Here is an 18,617-nt window from a genome sequence, read left to right as displayed (position 1 = left end):
CAAGGGGGTGCCGCGTGGCGCTCAATAGCATCGAAGAACTGGTTGAAGACATCCGCCAAGGCAAGATGGTCATCCTGATGGATGACGAAGACCGCGAGAACGAAGGCGACCTGATCATGGCCGCCGAGTTGTGCCAGCCTGAACACATCAACTTCATGGCCAAGCACGCCCGTGGCCTGATCTGCATGCCCATGAGCCGCGAGCGCTGCGAACTGCTCAAGCTGCCGCTGATGGCGCCGCGCAATGGTTCGGGTTTTGGCACCAAGTTCACCGTCTCGATTGAAGCGACCACCGGCGTGACCACCGGTATCTCCGCCGCCGACCGGGCCCGCACCGTGCAAGCTGCTGCTGCGAAAGATGCCAAGGCCGAAGATATCGTCAGCCCTGGGCATATCTTCCCGCTGATGGCCCAGCCTGGCGGCACCCTGGCCCGTGCCGGCCACACCGAAGCCGCCTGCGACCTGGCGCGCATGGCCGGTTTCGAGCCGAGCGGGGTGATCTGCGAAGTGATGAACGACGATGGCACCATGGCCCGTCGCGCTGAACTCGAAGCCTTTGCCGCCGAACACAACATCAAGATCGGCACCATTGCCGACCTGATTCACTACCGGATGATCCACGAACGTACCGTTCAGCGGATTGCCGAGCAGCCGCTGGACAGCGAACTGGGGCATTTCAACCTGGTGACCTACCGTGATTCGGTGGAAGGCGACGTGCACATGGCCCTGACCCTGGGCAACATCTGCGCCGAAGAGCCGACCTTGGTGCGTGTGCATAACATGGACCCGTTGCGCGACCTGCTGATGGTCAAGCAGCCGGGCCGCTGGAGCCTGCGAGCCGCCATGGCCGCGGTTTCCGAGGCGGGTAGCGGTGTCGTACTGTTGCTGGGTAACCCGGTGGATGGCGATGTGTTGCTGGCGCATATCCGCGAAAGCGCTGACCAGGTGCCGGTGAAAAAACCGACCACCTACAGCATCGTCGGTGCCGGCTCGCAGATCCTGCGTGACCTGGGCGTGCGCAAAATGCGCCTGATGAGTGCTCCCATGAAATTTAATGCGATATCCGGTTTCGACCTGGAAGTAGTAGAATACGTGCCCTCCGAATAAAGGCCGACGATTGTCGCGTCTTGTTCGCGGTTCAAATATCACTAAGGGGCGCGTCATAGACGCGTCCCGGCTCTTTAAGAGATTTGTCGAATGACCCTGAAGACCATCGAAGGTACCTTCATCGCCCCCAAAGGCCGCTACGCCCTGGTGGTTGGCCGCTTCAACAGCTTCGTGGTTGAAAGCCTGGTAAGCGGTGCCGTGGACGCCCTGGTTCGCCACGGTGTGAGCGAAAGCGATATCACGATTATCCGTGCCCCTGGCGCCTTCGAAATTCCACTGGTTGCGCAGAAAGTTGCCCAGCAAGGCGAATACGCAGCAATCATCGCCCTGGGCGCAGTCATTCGTGGCGGTACTCCGCACTTCGAATACGTGGCTGGCGAGTGCACCAAGGGCCTGGCCCAGGTGTCCATGGAGTTCGGCGTGCCAGTGGCCTTCGGCGTACTGACCGTTGATTCCATCGAGCAAGCCATCGAGCGTTCCGGCACCAAGGCCGGCAACAAAGGCGCTGAAGCTGCCCTGTCCGCCCTGGAAATGGTCAGCCTGCTGTCGCAGTTGGAGGCCAAGTGATTTCCGACGAGAGCGATCGTTTCAACCCACGCGAGCCACGTCCTGCGGACGCCGGCAAGCCATCGAAGAACGAAAAGCGCCGTGCTGCCCGTCAGCTGGCGACCCAGGCGCTGTATCAGCGTCAGATGGCGGGTACTTCGCTGAACGAAATCGAAGCGCAGTTCCGAGTCGACAACGACTTTACCTTCGCCGACCTGCCGTACTTCCACGACATCCTGCACGGCGTGCATGCCAACCTGAGCGAGATCGACACGGCCCTGGCACCTTGCCTGGACCTGACCCTCGAAGAGCTGGACCCGGTTGAACTGTGCGTGATGCGCCTGTCCACCTGGGAGCTGCTCAAGCGCGTCGACGTGCCGTATCGCGTTGTGATCAACGAAGGTATCGAACTGGCGAAAGTCTACGGTTCGACCGACGGTCACAAGTTCGTCAACGGCGTGCTCGACAAGCTGGCCCCGCGCCTGCGTGAAGCCGAAGTGAAGGCGTACAAGCGCTAACCTGCGCTTGGCTCCCTGATGGGCGAGTTCGAGCTGATCCGCACCTACTTTGCCGCCGCGCCCTGTGCGCAAGGTGGCGAAGGTATTGCCCTGGGGATCGGCGACGACTGCGCCCTGCTGGCGGTTCCCCCAGGGGAGCAACTGGCGATCTCTACCGATACATTGGTGGCCGGCGTGCATTTTGCCGACCCCTGCGATCCGTTCCTGCTCGGCCAGCGCTCGCTGGCGGTGGCAGTCAGCGACCTGGCAGCCATGGGCGCCAACCCCCTCGCGTTTACCCTTGCGCTTACCACTCCGACGGTTTCGGCCGAATGGTTGCAGCGCTATGCCCAGGGTTTGAACGCCATGGCCCAGCGCTGTGGCGTGGGCCTGGTGGGCGGCGATACCACCCGTGGGCCGCTGAGCCTGACCGTCACCGTGTTTGGCCGTGTCCCGGCGGGCCAGGCGCTGACTCGCAGCGGTGCGCAGCCGGGCGATTTGCTGTGTGTGGGCGGCGACCTGGGCAATGCTGCCGGCGCCTTGCCGTTGGTATTGGGGCAGCGCAGCGCTGACGCGCTTATCGCCCAGCCGTTGCTGGCACATTACTGGTCGCCGCAACCGCAGTTGGCCTTGGGCCTGGCGTTGCGTGGCAAGGCTACGTCAGCATTGGATATCTCCGACGGCCTGCTGGCTGATTGCGGGCATATCGCCAAGGCTTCTGCCGTGCGGCTGGTGATTGAATGGCAACGGCTGCCGCTGTCTGTAGCGCTGCTGGCCTTCCTGGGCGATGACGGGGCCCATACAGCCGCCTTGAGTGGTGGCGACGATTACGTGCTGGCCTTCACCTTGCCACCCGGCGAGCTGGAGCCGTTGCTGGCCGACGGTTGGCCGGTCCATGTGGTTGGGCGTGTGGAGGCAGGGGCGGGCGTGGCATTGCTCGATGCCGCCGGGCAGGACATCACCCCGGCCGTTGGTGGCTATCAGCATTTTCGTCAGGCACCGTGACGTGGTGACCTACGCTACCCTTTGCTAGGTTGTGAAAAAGATGGGCTTTCACAGGAGGTCGTCATCATGGATGTACGTCGCTGGCTGCTGATCCTGCTGTGTATCGTTGCGTCTTCAGTGCGGGCTGATGAGGTGCAGGTCGTGCCTGGGCCGATTCGCCTGGTCAGTGAAACCTGGAACGACTACACCAACGCCGATGGCAGTGGCCTGGGCTGGGACCTGATGCGCGAAATCTTCGAGCCGGCCGGGATCAAGGTCAAGATCCGCAGCGTGCCCTACACCCGTTCGGTCGGCCTGGTCCGGCGTGGCGAAGCGGACGCCTGGATCGGCTCCTATCGGGATGAGACCGAAGGCGTGTTATACGCACACAGGCACTACGACTCCGATCACATCTACGCCCTTGGCCTGGCAAGCAGCCCGGCACCGACCCTCGCGACTCTGGGCAATTACCGTTTGGCCTGGGTACGCGGCTACAAGTACGAGGAGTACCTGCCCAATATTCACCGTTTCAACCAGATCGAGCGCCGCAGCGGGATTTTGCCGATGCTCCAGCAAGGGCGGGCAGACTTCTATATCGACGCCTTGACCGAGGTAAAACACGTGGTTGGCCAAGCGTCTGATCCGTCGGTGTTCAAGCTCACCCATGTGGCCGAGCTGCCATTGTTCCTGGGGTTTGCTGATAACGAACGGGGCAGGGCGCTGATGGCGCTGTTTGACCAGCGCATGGAGGTTTTGGTGAAAAGCGGCGAGTTGAAGCCGATCTTCGAACGTTGGCACCAGCCCTATCCGTTCTGATCACCATGCCTTTAATGTAGGAGCGAGCTTGCTCGCGAAGAACCAGAGAACACCGCGATTATCCTGCAAGCACGCGTTATCGTTGACGTCCTTCGCGAGCAAGCTCGCTCCTACATCAAAAGATGAGCGTTCATAGAACCCAGGCAAAGGCCAATCGAACCTATTGATCTTTATCAGCGATAATTCAGCTTAAGCGTCTGTAGGAACGTGCTGTTACAATGCCCGCCTCTGTGAAATCTGAAATCAGGAGCACACGGTGCCCGTCGTTTTCGTTGCTGCTTCCAAGCTGCCTACCCCTTTTGCCACGTTCACCATGCATGGCTTTCTTGAAAAAGCCTCCGGGCGCGAACATGTCGTGCTCAGTCTGGGTGATGTGGCCGATGGTGCTCCGGTCCTGGGCCGCCTGCACTCCGAGTGCCTGACCGGCGACGCATTGTTCAGCCAGCGCTGCGACTGCGGTTCGCAACTGGAAGCCGCCTTGCAAGCCATCGCTCGTGAAGGTCGTGGCGTGTTGCTGTATCTGCGCCAGGAAGGCCGTGGCATTGGCCTGCTGAACAAGATTCGCGCCTACGAACTGCAAGACGGCGGCGCCGATACCGTGGAAGCCAACGAGCGCCTGGGCTTTGCCGCCGATCAGCGCGACTACGCCATCTGCCTGCCGATGCTTGAGCATCTGGGCGTGCAGTCCCTGCGCCTGATGACCAACAATCCGCGCAAGGTCAAGGCCATGACCGACATGGGCATCACCGTCGCCGAGCGCGTGCCGCTGCACACCGGGCATAACCCGCACAACAAACTCTACCTGGCGACCAAGGCCAGCAAGCTCGACCACATGATGGGCAACGAGCATCAGGGCGAGGTCGACCGGGCGTGACGCGCGGCCAGGTCAAGCGGCGGCTGTCCTTCAGTTGGTGGCAGTACCTGGCGCTGGCGTTGCTGCCGTTGTTCGTGATCAACCTGGTATTTGGCCAGGGCAAGCCGCTGTTGCCGGTGCTGGCGATGCCGTTCTTTATCGCCGGTGTCGCCTCGATGTTTGCCAGCCTGCGTTACTTCCATGGCTACAAACACGCGTTGATCGCCACCTCCAAGGCCCTCGATACACCTGAAGAATCGGCCGCCTGGATCACCCTTGCAGCCCGTCGACGCACGGCATTGCTGGTCGCGGCGTTTCCGGCCTGGATCGGTGCGCTGGCTGTGTTCGTCGGTCTGGAAGCGGTGCCGCTGTTTCTCCTGGCCTTGTCGACCCTGGTGCTGTTCTACCTCTACCGCATTCCGCGTCAGCTCGGTTGATGCGCCGCTGGCTGGTGGTTCTGCTGCTGGCCGCCAGCGCGACGGCAACGGCGGTCGAACGGGTGGTCAGCCTCGCGCCTTCCTTGTCTGAAATCGTCGTTGAACTGGGCGCTGCCGATCTGTTGGTGGGCGTACTCGACGGCGGCGAACGGCCTGAAGCACTGCGCAACCTGCCTTCGGTGGGGCGCTATGGGCAGTTGGATCTGGAGCGACTGCTTAGCCTGCAGCCGGACTTGCTGCTGCTCTGGCCCGGCAGCGTCGGCCCCGCCCAGCGCGAGCAACTCAAACGCCTGAACATCCCGATCTACGTTGCCGAGCCCCATAGCCTTGAACAACTGAGCAGTCAGGTGGAAGCCATCGCCGGGCAGTTGGGTCGTGCCGATGCCGGTCGCCAATTGGCCGCGCAACTGCGCCAACGCTTGGCTGCGTTGCGCCAGCGCTATCACCGCAGCGAGCCGTTGCGGGTGTTCTATCAGGTGTGGAATCAGCCGCTGTACACCGTGGGCGGTGGGCAGATCATCAGCGATGCGTTAAGTGTGTGCGGCGCACGCAATGTGTTTGATGACCTCAAGTTGCCAGCGCCACAGGTCAGCATCGAGTCGGTGTTACAGCGTGATCCCGAGGTGATCCTGGCGGCGGATCAAGCGCAGTTGGAGGACTGGAAGGCCTGGCCCCAGGTGGCGGCGGTGGCGCAAGGGCGCTTGCTGATCGTGCCGGATAAAGGGTTGGAGCGGCCCAGTGGGCAGATGGTGGAAGCGGTGGCCAGGTTGTGTCAGGTGATTGCGCCGAACCGCTAAGACCGCTATCGCAGGCAAGCCAGCTCCCACATTTGTTCTGTGGTGTGGCCAAAATATTCTGCACTGCCGAACTCCCACCTTTTGATGTGTGAATACAGTCAAATGTGGGAGCTGGCTTGCCTGCGATGGCGTCGGCCCAGACAACCTCAGAGCTGCGGCGTCCACGTCACCCCAATCATCCACGTCCGGCCTTCTTCCCTATACGGCTGGTTGTTCTTGAAATTCGGATCGTCATAGCTGTACCACGCCCGTGTATAGCGGCGATCCAGCAAGTTATCGACCTTTAGCGACAGCGCCACTTCCCGATTCAGCGCCCAACCGCTGCGCAATCCCACCAGGTAATAGCCTGGGAGCCGGTTTTTGTTGTCCTCGGCATCGTAGCTGCTGCTGATTGCCTGCCAACTGGCGCCCAGGCTCAACTGATCGAACTGCCGATCCAGGTCCAGGTTCAAGGTGCGCCGGGCACGGCGGGCGAGGGTGTGGCCGCTGTTGCGGTCGCGTGGGTCGATGATCGACAGGCCGAGGTTGCCTTGCCAGCCGAACAGCTCCTGTTTGAGTGCGGCTTCGAAGCCGTTGATGCGGGCGGAAGCTACGTTGTGCGGACCCGTACTGTCATAGATGATCGCGTCCTTGATATCAGTCTGGTATAGCGAGGCTTCTAACCGGCTGACGTCGCTGAGCTGGCTACGCCACTGCACCTCGTAGCTTTTGGAGGTTTCAGGTTTTAGGTCTGGGTTGCTGCTTATAAAACCGTTGTCGTTCGGGTAGTACAGATCATTGAACGTCGGCGCGCGAAACCCTTCGCTGTAGCTGAACAGCACGTCGTTATCGGGGTTGACCGGCAAGGTCAGCGTACCGCTCCAACTGTTCTGCCCGCCAAATTGCTGGTTCTGGTCTCGGCGCAGCCCCAGTTCGGTGGAAAACCACTCACCCTTGAAACGATGCTGGACGAATGCGGCGCGGTTCCAGCGGCTGTTTTCGTTGTACGTCTCTTTACCGTGGAAACGGTCTTCATACCAATCGCCGCCCAGAATCAGGCTATTTTGCTGATCGAGCGTCAGGTCGTTCTGCCAGTTGATCGAGTCGCGGTAGGTGTTGAACACGCTGGGGTCGGTATTGAGCTTGTCGCGCTTGGTGTCGCGGTTTTCGCTGTGGCCCAGCTCTACACGACTCTGCCATGCCTCGTTGAGTTGGGCGTCGATATAGGCGCTGGCGCTGCTGACGGTGTAGTCGGTATAAGGCTTCTGGCCGAAACTGTCATATTCCGACCTACCCCGGCTATCCAGCAGGTTGAAACCCACCTCCAACTGATCGCTGAACTCATGGCTGAGGTTCAGGCTCAGTGATTTATTGCGATAGGCATCATGGTCACGGTCGTTGGGCAAGGATGCGTGGCTCCAGTCAATACCGGCGGTTTCATCCAGGCTCGCGCCCAGGTTGAAGCGCGTACGTTCATCGCCGCCCGACAGGCCCAGGCTGCGCTCCCAGGTGTGGTTGCTGCCAAAGCCCAGCTTCAGGCGCGGTTGCAGGCCTTGCCCGGCATTGCGACGGGTAAATACCTGAATCACCCCGCCAATCGCGTCACTGCCGTAAATCACCGAGCGCGACCCGCGCAGCACTTCCACCCGTTCAATCTGATCGACATTCAGGTATTGCAGGCCGCTGTCGCCGGAAGTGGTATTGGCAATGCGCTGGCCATCCACCAGCACCAGGCTTTGCGCCGACTTGGTGCCGCGAATGAAAATCCCCGGCAAACTGCCTCGGCCACCGGTCCGCGCCACTTGCACGCCGGGCACGCGGCTGAGCAGGTCAGTGAGGCTGGAGGGTTGCAGGCGATCGATATCGTCGCGGGTGAAGACCGTGTTGGCGGCGCTGCTGTCATTGCGCGCCTGCACCTGGCGGTTGGCGCTGATCACCACGTCGGGGAGCTTCAGGGCGTCATCGCGTTCAAAGCTGTCGGCCAGCAGGTTGGTGGCGGGGAGCAGTAAAAGCGCTAAGACCAGGCGAAGGTGATTCATAGGCTGTCCGTGGCATTCAATGACGATACAAACCAATGTGGGAGCTGGCTTGCCTGCGATGCAGACACCTCGGTCTTTCAGTGAGACCGAGGTGATGCTATCGCAGGCAAGCCAGCTCCCACAATTTGATCCGGTTTTTACCGGAGGATTGGGTTACAGGCCGAGCAAGGCCATGCGTTGGCGCACCGCAGCCTCAATCCCCGCTTCATCCAGCCCACACTCGGCCAGCATCTGCGCCGGCTTGGCGTGTTCGACATAAATGTCCGGCAAACCCAGGTGCAGCACTGACTTGAGGATATTCTCCCGCGCCAGGAACTCGCTGACCGCCGCACCGGCGCCGCCCATGATGGCGTTTTCTTCAACGGTTACCAGCAACTCATGGTTGCCGGCGATTTCGCGTACCAGGGCTTCGTCCAGAGGTTTGACGAAACGCATGTCGATCACCGTGGCGTCGATGTTCTGCGCCACTTTCAGGGCTTCGGCCAGTTGCACGCCGAACACCAGGAATGCGGTCTTGCTGCCCTGGCGACGGACGATGCCCTTGCCGATCTCGATCGGCTCAAGGTCTTTCTCGATCACTGCATTCGGGCCATTGCCACGGGGGTAACGGACCGCTGCCGGGCCGTTGTACAGGTGCCCGGTGCTGAGCATCTTGCGCAGCTCGTTCTCGTCGCTCGGGGTCATCACCAGCATGCCGGGGATGCAGCGCAAGTACGACAGGTCGTAGCTGCCGGCGTGGGTCGGGCCGTCTTCGCCGACCAAACCGGCGCGGTCGATGGCGAACAGCACGTCGAGGTTCTGCACCGCCACGTCGTGAATAAGCTGGTCATAACCGCGTTGCAGGAACGTGGAGTAGATCGCCACTACCGGCTTGGCGCCTTCGCAGGCCATACCGGCAGCAAAGGTCACCGCATGTTGCTCGGCAATCGCCACATCGAAGTAACGCAGCGGGAAACGCTCGCTGAACGCCACCAGGTCGGAGCCTTCCTTCATCGCCGGGGTAATGCCTACCAGGCGCGGGTCGGCGGCGGCCATGTCGCACAGCCATTCGCCAAACACACCGGAGTACTTCGGCCCGCTGGCCTTTTTCGGCGCCGCCACGGGCGCGTCCAGCGGTTCGAGCTTGGTGATGGCGTGGTAGCCAATCGGGTCGACTTCCGCCGGGGCGAAGCCTTTGCCTTTCTTGGTGACGATATGCAGGAACTGCGGGCCTTTGAGGTCGCGCATGTTGCGCAGGGTGGCGATCAGGGTCGGCAGGTCGTGGCCGTCGATCGGGCCGATATAGTTCCAGCCCAATTCTTCGAACAGGGTGCCGGGGACCAGCATGCCCTTGGCGTACTCTTCGGTACGGCGGGCAATTTCCCACGCGCCAGGCAGGCGCGACAGCACTTTCTTGCTGCCTTCGCGCATGCTGGCGTAGGTGCGGCTGGACAGAATCTTTGCCAGGTAATTGGACAGGCCGCCGACATTGCGCGAAATCGACATGTCGTTGTCGTTGAGGATCACCAACATGTTGGCGTCCACTTCCGGCGCATGGTTCAACGCTTCGAATGCCATGCCGGCTGTCAGCGCGCCATCACCGATCACGGCAATTGCCTTGCGATCGCTGTTTTGCAGGCGGGCGGCAATCGCCATGCCCAGGGCTGCGCTGATCGAGGTGCTGGAATGGCCGACGCCAAAGGTGTCGTACTCGCTCTCGGCACGGCGCGGGAAGGCGGCAATGCCATCCTTCTGGCGCAAAGTGGCCATGCGCTCGCGGCGTCCGGTGAGGATTTTATGCGGATACGCCTGGTGCCCCACGTCCCACACCAGCCGGTCGTCCGGGGTGTCGAATACGTAATGCAACGCGATGGTCAGCTCGATGACGCCCAGGCCTGCACCAAAATGCCCACCGGTCTGGCCGACCGTGTAGAGCAATTCCAGGCGCAACTCATCGGCCAGGGTTTCCAGCTCGGCTTCACCCAGGCGGCGCAAGCCGGCCGGCGTGTTGGCACGGTCCAGCAGAGGCGTGGTCGGGCGCTTGCGGGGAATCTCTTGAAACGTCGTGGGCATCAGGCGAATCGTTATAGGTATAGAAGAGGCGGCAGTTTACCTCAAGCATTGCAAACTGCCCACGCAGAGCACCGAACTTGGCTGATAGGCGGCCGTAATGACCGCTGTAATCAGTGGCGACGTTCGACGATATACCGCGCCAGGTCGCGCAGCGGCGCGGCTGCCGCGTCGAATGGTCGCAGGGCGTCCAGGGCCTGGTCACGCAGTTCCAGGGCATAGGCCTTGGCGGCTTCCAGCCCGAGCAACGACGGATAGGTCGGTTTGTCCCGGGCAATATCGGCGCCCTGGCGCTTGCCGAGGGTCGCGGTGTCGCTTTCTACGTCGAGAATATCGTCCTGCACCTGGAACGCCAGGCCGATGGCCCGGGCATACACCTGCAAGGCGGCCAACTGCGCCGCTTCGGCGCGGCCACTGGCCAGGGCGCCGAGGTGTACGGCGGCCTCGATCAGCGCGCCGGTCTTGTGCCGGTGCATATATTCCAGGGCTTGCTGGTCCAGCTTGAGGCCGACCGAACCCAAGTCAATCGCCTGGCCCCCGACCATACCCGTCGGGCCCGCTGCCGTGGCCAACGCGGTGACCATGCGCAAACGGATCTGGGCATTGACGTCGCTCAGGCGTGGGTCGAGCAAGGCGCTGAAGGCCAGGCTTTGCAGGCCGTCACCGGCGAGGATCGCACAGGCTTCGTCAAAGGCCTTGTGGGTGGTGGGCTGGCCGCGACGCAGATCGTCATCGTCCATCGCTGGTAAGTCGTCATGCACCAGCGAGTAGGCATGAATCAACTCCACTGCACACGCCGCGCCATTGGCTTGCGCGGCGTCCACACCCAGCGCCTCACAGGCCGCGTAGGCGAGCAACGGCCGCACGCGCTTGCCACCGTTCATCACGCTGTAGCGCATGGCTTCATACAGACGTGCAAGTTCCGGGCTTGGCGCGACAAACAGCGGCTCCAGCGCAGCATTGACCCGGGCCTGGCTGCTGGCCTGATAAACGTCGATCATTGCGCCTGTTCCGCGTCGAAAGGTTCTTCGGCCAACTCCCCATCCCGCTCCAGCAACACTTGGACCTTCTGCTCCGCCTGCGCCAGGGCGCTCTGGCAGTCGCGAGTCAGGCCAATGCCTTGCTCGAATGCCGTCAACGAGTCTTCCAGCGACAACTCGCCGTTCTCCAGACGCTCGACCAGGGTTTGCAGATCGGCGAGGGATTGTTCGAAATCGAGTGCAACTTTTTTGCGGGCCATGGCGGCTATTCCGGTTGACGGTAAACGGGCGCGACACTAGCAGATAGGGGGGGGAGGGGCAAATAAGGGGCGCTTGAGCACGCCCTGCAAAACCAATGAGGCGACCTGCTGAACTAGGTGTTGGGTGCGGTGCCCGTTTCCACCAACCGCGCAAATGGGCACTGGCCCTGGGCCTGCTCCAGGCTGCCCTCAAACGCCACCAGCCCGGCATGCACCTGTTGCAGGGCTGTAATCTGCGTCATCAATTCGACCTTCTTTTGCGCAATCGCCTGGTTGGCGCGCTGCCATGGCAGCTCGTCGCCACGGTGCCCGTGCAAAATCCCCTGCAACTCCTTGAGCTTGAATCCCAACTGCTGCGCACACTTGATAAACGTCAGCAGCTCAACGCTCTGCGCCGAGTACACCCGATACCGCCCCTCGCGTTGCGGGGGCGGCAGCAGGCCGATGTCCTCGTAGTGACGAATCGCCTTGATTGTCGTGCCCGACAACTGCGCGGCTTTACCGATGTACATGCAGATCCTTTCCTAAAAGAGTGTGCCGGCCTTCTTCAGCCACTTGTCGCGCTGCGCCGCCGTAGAGCCCAGTAGCGGGCCGAACATCACTGTCTTGATCGGCTTGATGCCACAAAACTCAAGGGTGGTCTTACGCATCTGGTGGATGCCGGGCATGCGGTAGAACCAGCGGTAATACCACGCGGGTGTGTCCATGGTCACCAGCAGGTGGGCGGTTCGGCCTTTCAAGAGCTTGTCGGGGAACGCCTTGCCCTTGCGGTATTTGAAGGCGAAGCCGGCGAGGAAAATCCGCTCGATAAACCCCTTCAACAAGGCCGGAACGCCGCCCCACCAGATGGGGAAGACGAATGTCAGATGTGTCGCCCAGAGTATGTCGGATTGGGCGCCGAGCAAGTCGGGCTCCAGGGGTTGGGCCTGGTGATAGGCGTGGTGCAGGATCGGGTCGAAAACCAGCTCGCCAAGGCGCAGGATGCGGACTTCATGGCCGGCGGCCCTGGCTGATTGGAGGTAGGTCTCGGCGAGGGCCGAACAGAAGCTGGTGCTGGAGGAGTGGCCGAGGATGACCAGGATGCGCTGAACCACGGGGAAAGCCCTGAGGGAAATGATGCCCAGCGTAGGGGCTGCCGTATAGGGGAGAGTCAAGGGCAATGGCTTTCTAGTCGGCAGTGGCGCCCTCAGCTCCCACGGTGAGTCTGCCGATACTCGCCCGGCGGCACGCCGGTGCGGCTCTTGAAGGTGCGGTGGAACGAGCGCGGCTCGGTGAAACCCAGGTACTGGGCGATGTCCTGGATCGGCAGGTCGCTGTGCAGCAGGTAGTGCTCGGCCAGTTCCTGGCGCAGGTCGTCGAGGATCTGCTGGTAGGACGTGCCGGCCTGCTGTAACTGGCGCTGTAAGGTGCGCACCGACATGGCGAACTGCTCGGCTACCTGCTCCTTGCGCGGCAGGCCTTCCTTGAGCAACTGGCGCAGGGCGTTCTTCACCCGTAGCGCCAGGGTCGAATCGTCCAGCGAGGCCATCAGGGCCAGGGCATGTTCCTCCAGGGTGCGCAGCAATTGCGCGTCGGCCTGGCGCAGGGGTGTTTGCAGATAACTCAAGGGCGCCACCAGGGCCGAGCAGGGTTGCTCGAATAACACCGGGCAACCGAAGAAGTCCTCGTATTGGCTGAGTTGCGCGCCGTCCGGCAACGGGTGTTCGAGCAGCACCTGGCTGGGCGACAGCTCGGTGTCGGCAATCCAGCGTGCATACACCAGCCAGGACGCCAGCACGTTCTCGACCATATGCCGACGGATCCGTGGCTGCTGGTGGCGGCAGTTCCAGATCAGTCGCACTTGCTCATCGACCATTTCCGCACGGCTGGTGCCCATGTCGCCCACCAGCTTTTCGAACGGCATGATGCGGTTCATCGCCTCGCCCAGGGTGGCGCAGTTCATGGTGATGTAACCCAGCACGCTCCACGAGTTGGGCAACACGAACCGCGCCGAATTGAGCCCGAACAGCAGGTCCCCGGAATGTTCGCAGAAGTACTCCAGCAGGCGTTCGTGGGCTTCCACGGGCAGGCGCAGGCTATTGTCATCCAGTTGGCCGGCCGTGATCCCGGCCGCCGCCAGGGCGGGGGCGGTCGCCACGCCGAGGTGTTCGGCATGGCGCAGGTATTTCAGCAGAGGAGGGACTGAGGTCGAGCCGAGTGTCTGCATGATTGGGTTCCTGGCGGGGGTGTTGCCGGCGGCATTACCTTGCGCGCTTCGATGGCTGGCAAGGTAATTTGAAACCGTGGCTAAAGTAAATGCTCCCGTGGCGACATCGGGTAATGGGCCGATTGACCCAATTGGCTACTCCATTTGTCCTGATGCGACCGTGACAGCTTGCGCCGGCTGATTAGTATGGGTGGACTGAAAATCACACGATCTGCTGGGAGAAACAGGCATGCGACGCTGGAACGGCTGGGGCGAAGAAACCACGCAGATGGAGATGCCGGCCCATGGGGCGGCGTTTTTACGCGAGCGATTGGGCGACGGGCACACCCTGCCTGACGCCAGCCTGGACAGCGCCCTGGCCCGGGTTCCCGCCTCGCGCCTGGCGCCCCATCGGCTTTACAGCATCGAACCCCGGGACCGCCTGATGCATGCCCGAGGCCAGAGCCTGCCGGACTGGCTGGCCTTGCGTGAAGGTGCGCTGGGTCAGTATCCGGATGCAGTGGCCCTGCCGGAAAGTGTCGAGCAGATCCGCCAGTTGCTGGCCCTGGCCGACAGTGCTGACCTGTGCCTGATTCCCTATGGTGGTGGAACCTCGGTGGCCGGGCATATCAACCCGTCGGCGTCCTTGCGCCCGGTGCTGACGGTGTCCCTGGCACACATGGGTCGCCTGCTCGACCTGGACGAGCAAAGCCTGATCGCCACCTTCGGCCCTGGCGCCAGTGGCCCCCAGGTGGAGAGTCAGTTGCGGGCCAAAGGCTACACCCTGGGGCACTTTCCGCAGTCCTGGGAACTGTCGACCCTGGGTGGCTGGGTGGCCAGCCGCTCCAGCGGCCAGCAATCGCTGCGCTACGGGCGGATCGAGCAACTGTTCGCCGGTGGCACCCTGGAGACGTTCGCCGGGCCGCTGGAGATCCCGACCTTCCCGGCTTCGGCCGCCGGCCCCGACCTGAGGGAAGTGGTGCTGGGCAGTGAAGGGCGCTTCGGCATCATTTCCCAGGTCAAGGTGCGGGTCAGTGCGCTGCCCGAGGATGAGCGCTTCTATGGCGTGTTCCTGCCGGACTGGCCCCGTGCCCTACAGGCTATCCGGCAATTGGTGCAGGCACGGGTGCCGCTGTCGATGCTGCGCCTGTCCAATGCCATGGAAACCCAGACCCAACTGGCGCTGGCCGGCCACCCCAACCAAATCGCCTGGCTGGAACGCTACCTGGCGCTACGCGGGGCTGGCGAGGGCAAATGCCTGCTGACCTTCGGGGTCACCGGCAATCGTCGGCAGAATGCCCTGTCGTTGCGCCAGGCGCGTCAGCATTTGAAGGCCTTTGGCGGCGTGTTCACCGGCACCCTGCTGGGCAAGAAATGGCAACAGAACCGCTTTCGCTTCCCCTATCTGCGGGAGAACCTCTGGCAGGCCGGCTACGTGGTCGACACCCTGGAGACCGCGACCGACTGGTGCCATGTCGACGCCTTGCTGCACGCGATCGAGGCCAGCCTGCGCGATTGCCTGGCGGCCGAGGGCGAGCGGGTCCATGTGTTCACCCATCTATCCCATGTCTATGGCGAAGGGTCGAGCATCTACACCAGCTATGTGTTCCGCCCGGCGGCGGATTACCCGGCCACCCTCGAACGCTGGAAGGCCCTGAAGCAGGCGGCCAGCCGCACTATCGTCGAAAACCACGGCACCATCAGCCACCAGCATGGCGTGGGCAAGGACCACGCGCCCTACCTGCCGAGGGAGAAAGGCGAATTGGCGATGGCTGCGCTGCACAGCCTGAGCCGGCATTTCGATCCGGCCGGGCGCCTCAACCCCGGCACGCTGCTGGAAGACTAGGCCCATGAGCAATGACTGGAATGCCCAATGGCGCGAAGCCGTGCTGCCGCAACTGGCGAATGAAACCTGGGACCTGATCGTGATCGGTGGCGGCATCAGTGGCGCCGGGATCCTGCGCGAGGCGGCCCGGCGCGGCTGGCGCTGCCTGCTGCTGGAGCAGCGGGACTTTGCCTGGGGTACTTCCAGCCGCTCGTCGAAAATGGTCCATGGTGGCCTGCGCTACATCGCCAAGGGGCAGTGGCGCCTGGCCCGTGATTCGGTGCGCGAGCGCCAACGCTTGATGGGCGAGGCACCGGGGTTGGTGGACCCCATGAGTTTCCTGATGCCGCACTATCGCGGCGGGTTTCCCGGGCCGCGGGTATTCGGCGGTTTGCTGCGCCTGTATGACGCGCTGGCCGGTTGTCGCAGCCGCCAGTTCCACAAGCCTGAGCAACTGCGCTATCTGGCACCGGGCCTGAAGGAACCGGGGCTGCTGGGGGCTTCGCAGTTTCGCGATGCGCTGACCGACGATGCGCGGCTGGTCATGCGCGTGCTGGCCGAGGCCCGTGCCGATGGCGCCTGGGCGCTCAATGGCCTGCGGGTGCGCCAGGTGTTGCGCGACGGCGAGCGTGTGTGTGGGGTCGAGGTCGAGGACACTGAGGGAGGCGCGGTTATGCAAGTGCGCTGCGCGGTGCTGGCGGTGGCCACCGGAGCCTGGGCTGAGCGCCTGCAACCGGGCGGCGGGCAGCGCCAGTTGCGGCCCTTGCGTGGTAGCCATCTGTTGTTGCCGGGCTGGCGCTTGCCGGTGGCCCATGCCTTCAGTTTCATGCATCGGCGCGACGGGCGTCCGGTGTTTGTCTTTCCGTGGGAAGGGGCCACAGTGGTGGGCACTACCGACCTGGATCACCGCGAGGATCTGGACCTTGGTGCGAGCATCACCTGTGAGGAACTCGACTACTTGCTGGAGGCTTGCGCCCAGCCATTTCCCCAATCCCAGGTGACGGCGGCGGACGTGTTGTGTACCTGGTCCGGGGTGCGCCCGGTAGTGGGCGCCGCCGACTCCCAGGCCAAGCCATCGAATGAAACCCGCGAGCACGTGCTGTGGCAGGAGCCCGGCTGCGTGACCCTGGCGGGAGGCAAATTGACCACCTTCAGGCCCCAGGCCATCGAGGTACTGCGGGCCTGTGCCGGGATGCTCGGCAAACCCCTGGAGGATGACGGCGCGCCGGTGTTCCAGGCTGTACCGTTGCAGGCGATTCCCGGTCTGAGCGACGCCGGCGTGCGACGTCTGGCCGGGCGTCATGGCCGCGATCTGCCGCGCCTGGCCAGCTTGATACGCACCTTGGGCAGCGATTGCGTCGGGGCCAGCGATACCTTGTGGGCGGAGCTGGCGTTTGCCGCCGAGACCGAGATGGTTTTGCACCTGGACGACCTGTTGTTGCGCCGCACTCGCCTCGGCCTGCTATTGGCCGAAGGCGCGGCCCACTACCTGGCGGACATCCGCCGGCTGTGCCAGCCGCGCCTGGGTTGGGACGATGCGCGCTGGGAACAGGAACAGCAGCGCTACCTGCAACTCTGGCAACGCCATCACAGCGTACCCTGCGCCTCGATCTGAAGAGAGCTTCATGAAAAAAGAGAGCTTCGTGGATAACAACACCCCCGGCAAAGACTATGTGCTGGCGATCGACAACGGCACCCAGAGTGTTCGTGCGCTGTTGTTCGACCTGCAGGGCAACCTGTTGGGCAAAGGCAAGGTCGAGTTGCAGGCCTACTATTCCAGCCAACCCGGCTGGGCCGAGCAGGACCCGGATTATTACTGGCGCAAACTGGGGGAGGCCTGCCAGCAGTTGTGGGCGCAGACCGGCATCGATCGCAGTCTGATCCGTGGCGTGTCCCTGACCACCCAGCGCGGCACGTTGATCAATGTCGATGCCCAGGGCCAGGCGCTGCGGCCGGCCATCCTTTGGCTCGACCAGCGCCAGTGCGAGCCGGAGGGCGGGATCAAGGGGCCCTGGGGCTGGCTGTTCAAGCTGATTGGCGCCCAGGCCACGGTGGATTACTTTCGCGCCCAGGCCGAGGCCAACTGGATCGCCCAGCATCAGCCGGATATCTGGGCGGCCACTGACAAGTTCCTGCTGCTCTCGGGGTTTCTCAGCCATCGCCTGACCGGACGTTTTGTCGACTCGGTGGGCTGTTGCGTGGGCTACTTGCCTTTCGACTTCAAGCATCTGCGCTGGGCCGCCCCCCGGGACTGGAAATGGCAGGCCCTGGCGGTGCGTGCAGAACAACTGCCGAGCCTGTACAAACCGGGGGAAGAGCTGGGCCGCATCACCGCCGAGGCCAGCCGCCATACCGGGATCCCGGAGGGGTTGCCACTGATTGCCGCTGGCTCCGACAAGGCTTGCGAGGTGCTTGGTTCCGGCGTGGTGGAGGCCACGACCGCGTGCCTGTCCTACGGCACCACGGCGACCATCACCACCACCCGCTCGCGCTATCTGGAGATTGTCCCGCTGATCCCGCCTTACCCGGCGGCGATCCCTGATCACTACAACTGCGAAGTGATGATCTATCGCGGCTACTGGATGGTCAGCTGGTTCAAGAACGAGTTCGGCCTGCGGGAAATGCAGCAGGCCCGCGAGCAGGGCCTGGAACCGGAACAATTGTTTGATGCGCTGGTCAACGCGGTGCCGCCCGGCTCCATGGGCCTGACCTTGCAACCCTACTGGTCGCCGGGTATCCGTGAGCCAGGGGTGGAGGCCAAGGGCGCGATGATCGGCTTTGGCGATGTGCACACCCGGGCGCATATCTACCGGGCGATTCTTGAGGGCCTGGCCTATGCACTGCGCCAGGGCAAGGAGCGTATCGAGCGCCGTTCGAAAACCCCGATCAAGCGCCTACGCGTGGCCGGTGGCGGCTCCCAGAGCGACGCGGCGATGCAACTCACCGCGGATATCTTTGGCTTGCCCGCCGAGCGTCCGCATGTGTTCGAGGCGTCCGGGCTGGGGGCGGGGATTGCCTGTGCCGTGGGGCTTGGGCTGTACCCGGATTTTGATACGGCCATCGCTGCCATGACCCGTACCGCCGAAGTCTTCATGCCCCAGCCTGAGGCGCAACAGATGTACGACCGCTTGTACCGCGAGGTCTACCTGCACATGTATCGCCAGCTCAAGCCGCTGTACCAGAGCATCCGCGAGATCACCGGCTACCCGGCGTAGGCCCCCCTGTAGGAGCGAGCTTGCTCGCGAAGAACTTGAGAGCGCCGCG

Annotated in this window: 17 protein-coding genes and 1 pseudogene; 11 read left to right on the top strand and 7 right to left on the bottom strand. The window is 62.9% G+C overall.

The annotated features are described in order from the left end of the window. Positions 1–14 precede the first annotated feature (14 nt). The 8 genes from ribBA to KL786_RS17645 all read left to right on the top strand — a co-directional run bounded on the left by ribBA (position 15) and on the right by KL786_RS17645 (position 6,036). Positions 15–1,106, top strand: a complete 1,092-nt coding sequence (gene ribBA, locus KL786_RS17680) for a bifunctional 3,4-dihydroxy-2-butanone-4-phosphate synthase/GTP cyclohydrolase II (protein WP_032861641.1) — start codon at positions 15–17, stop codon at positions 1,104–1,106. A 90-nt stretch (positions 1,107–1,196) separates the two neighbouring features. Beyond that, positions 1,197–1,673, top strand: coding sequence for a 6,7-dimethyl-8-ribityllumazine synthase (ribH, locus tag KL786_RS17675; RefSeq protein ID WP_003176356.1), 477 nt, complete (start codon positions 1,197–1,199; stop codon positions 1,671–1,673). Then, positions 1,670–2,170 carry a transcription antitermination factor NusB gene (gene nusB / locus KL786_RS17670; protein ID WP_029299437.1) on the top strand — a complete coding sequence of 167 codons (501 nt, stop codon included), beginning with the start codon at positions 1,670–1,672 and terminating at the stop codon, positions 2,168–2,170. Before ribH ends, nusB begins: the two co-directional genes overlap by 4 nt. Before the next feature lie 18 nt (positions 2,171–2,188). Then, positions 2,189–3,154 carry a thiamine-phosphate kinase gene (thiL, locus tag KL786_RS17665; protein ID WP_215518447.1) on the top strand — a complete coding sequence of 322 codons (966 nt, stop codon included), beginning with the start codon at positions 2,189–2,191 and terminating at the stop codon, positions 3,152–3,154. Between the two features lie 66 nt (positions 3,155–3,220). Further along, a complete protein-coding gene (locus KL786_RS17660; protein ID WP_215518446.1) occupies positions 3,221–3,949 on the top strand; it encodes a substrate-binding periplasmic protein in 729 nt (242 codons plus the stop codon). Between the two features lie 256 nt (positions 3,950–4,205). Next, positions 4,206–4,823, top strand: a complete 618-nt coding sequence (ribA, locus tag KL786_RS17655; RefSeq protein ID WP_032861645.1) for a GTP cyclohydrolase II — start codon at positions 4,206–4,208, stop codon at positions 4,821–4,823. After that, positions 4,820–5,239 (top strand): nuclear fragile X mental retardation-interacting protein 1, encoded by a 420-nt coding sequence (locus KL786_RS17650; RefSeq protein ID WP_215518445.1) that lies wholly within the window; start codon positions 4,820–4,822, stop codon positions 5,237–5,239. The genes ribA and KL786_RS17650 overlap by 4 nt, the downstream gene beginning before the upstream one ends. After that, on the top strand, positions 5,239–6,036 hold the full coding sequence (locus KL786_RS17645; RefSeq protein WP_215518444.1) for a cobalamin-binding protein: 798 nt from the start codon (positions 5,239–5,241) through the stop codon (positions 6,034–6,036). The genes KL786_RS17650 and KL786_RS17645 overlap by 1 nt, the downstream gene beginning before the upstream one ends. Before the next feature lie 146 nt (positions 6,037–6,182). On the opposite strand, the gene KL786_RS17640 is transcribed toward KL786_RS17645, so the two are convergent. The 7 genes and pseudogenes from KL786_RS17640 to gliR all read right to left on the bottom strand — a co-directional run bounded on the left by KL786_RS17640 (position 6,183) and on the right by gliR (position 13,549). After that, positions 6,183–8,054, bottom strand: a complete 1,872-nt coding sequence (locus KL786_RS17640; RefSeq protein ID WP_215518443.1) for a TonB-dependent receptor domain-containing protein — start codon at positions 8,052–8,054, stop codon at positions 6,183–6,185. Between the two features lie 153 nt (positions 8,055–8,207). Then, positions 8,208–10,106, bottom strand: a complete 1,899-nt coding sequence (gene dxs / locus KL786_RS17635; RefSeq protein WP_215518442.1) for a 1-deoxy-D-xylulose-5-phosphate synthase — start codon at positions 10,104–10,106, stop codon at positions 8,208–8,210. Between the two features lie 110 nt (positions 10,107–10,216). Next, entirely contained in the window at positions 10,217–11,104 is an 888-nt protein-coding gene (gene ispA, locus KL786_RS17630; protein ID WP_215518441.1) for a (2E,6E)-farnesyl diphosphate synthase, read from the bottom strand. After that, positions 11,101–11,343, bottom strand: coding sequence for an exodeoxyribonuclease VII small subunit (locus KL786_RS17625; protein WP_029299452.1), 243 nt, complete (start codon positions 11,341–11,343; stop codon positions 11,101–11,103). Before KL786_RS17625 ends, ispA begins: the two co-directional genes overlap by 4 nt. A 113-nt stretch (positions 11,344–11,456) precedes the next feature. Beyond that, complete coding sequence (locus KL786_RS17620; RefSeq protein ID WP_154841726.1) at positions 11,457–11,855, bottom strand: MerR family transcriptional regulator; 399 nt, start codon at positions 11,853–11,855, stop codon at positions 11,457–11,459. Next, positions 11,842–12,437 (bottom strand): annotated as a pseudogene (locus KL786_RS17615) (NAD(P)H-dependent oxidoreductase). The gene KL786_RS17620 and the pseudogene KL786_RS17615 overlap by 14 nt, the downstream one beginning before the upstream one ends. A gap of 92 nt (positions 12,438–12,529) precedes the next feature. After that, on the bottom strand, positions 12,530–13,549 hold the full coding sequence (gene gliR, locus KL786_RS17610) for an AraC family transcriptional regulator GliR (RefSeq protein ID WP_215518439.1): 1,020 nt from the start codon (positions 13,547–13,549) through the stop codon (positions 12,530–12,532). A gap of 229 nt (positions 13,550–13,778) precedes the next feature. Between gliR and KL786_RS17605 the strand changes: the two genes are divergently transcribed. Genes KL786_RS17605 through KL786_RS17595 form a run of 3 tightly spaced genes read left to right on the top strand, consistent with a single transcriptional unit; the run spans position 13,779 to position 18,568 of the window. Next, positions 13,779–15,374 carry an FAD-binding oxidoreductase gene (locus tag KL786_RS17605; RefSeq protein ID WP_215518438.1) on the top strand — a complete coding sequence of 532 codons (1,596 nt, stop codon included), beginning with the start codon at positions 13,779–13,781 and terminating at the stop codon, positions 15,372–15,374. 4 nt (positions 15,375–15,378) lie between these two features. Next, the gene (locus KL786_RS17600) at positions 15,379–16,968 is read left to right on the top strand and encodes a glycerol-3-phosphate dehydrogenase/oxidase (protein WP_215518437.1); all 1,590 of its coding nucleotides are present in this window, start codon (positions 15,379–15,381) and stop codon (positions 16,966–16,968) included. A 10-nt stretch (positions 16,969–16,978) separates the two neighbouring features. Beyond that, positions 16,979–18,568, top strand: coding sequence for an FGGY-family carbohydrate kinase (locus KL786_RS17595; protein WP_215518436.1), 1,590 nt, complete (start codon positions 16,979–16,981; stop codon positions 18,566–18,568). The last annotated feature ends 49 nt before the right edge of the window (positions 18,569–18,617 follow it).

The organism is Pseudomonas sp. TAE6080 (assembly GCF_018732265.1).
In the GTDB taxonomy this organism is placed as follows: Bacteria; Pseudomonadota; Gammaproteobacteria; order Pseudomonadales; family Pseudomonadaceae; genus Aquipseudomonas; species Aquipseudomonas brenneri.
This window is presented reverse-complemented; position numbering and strand designations above follow the sequence as displayed.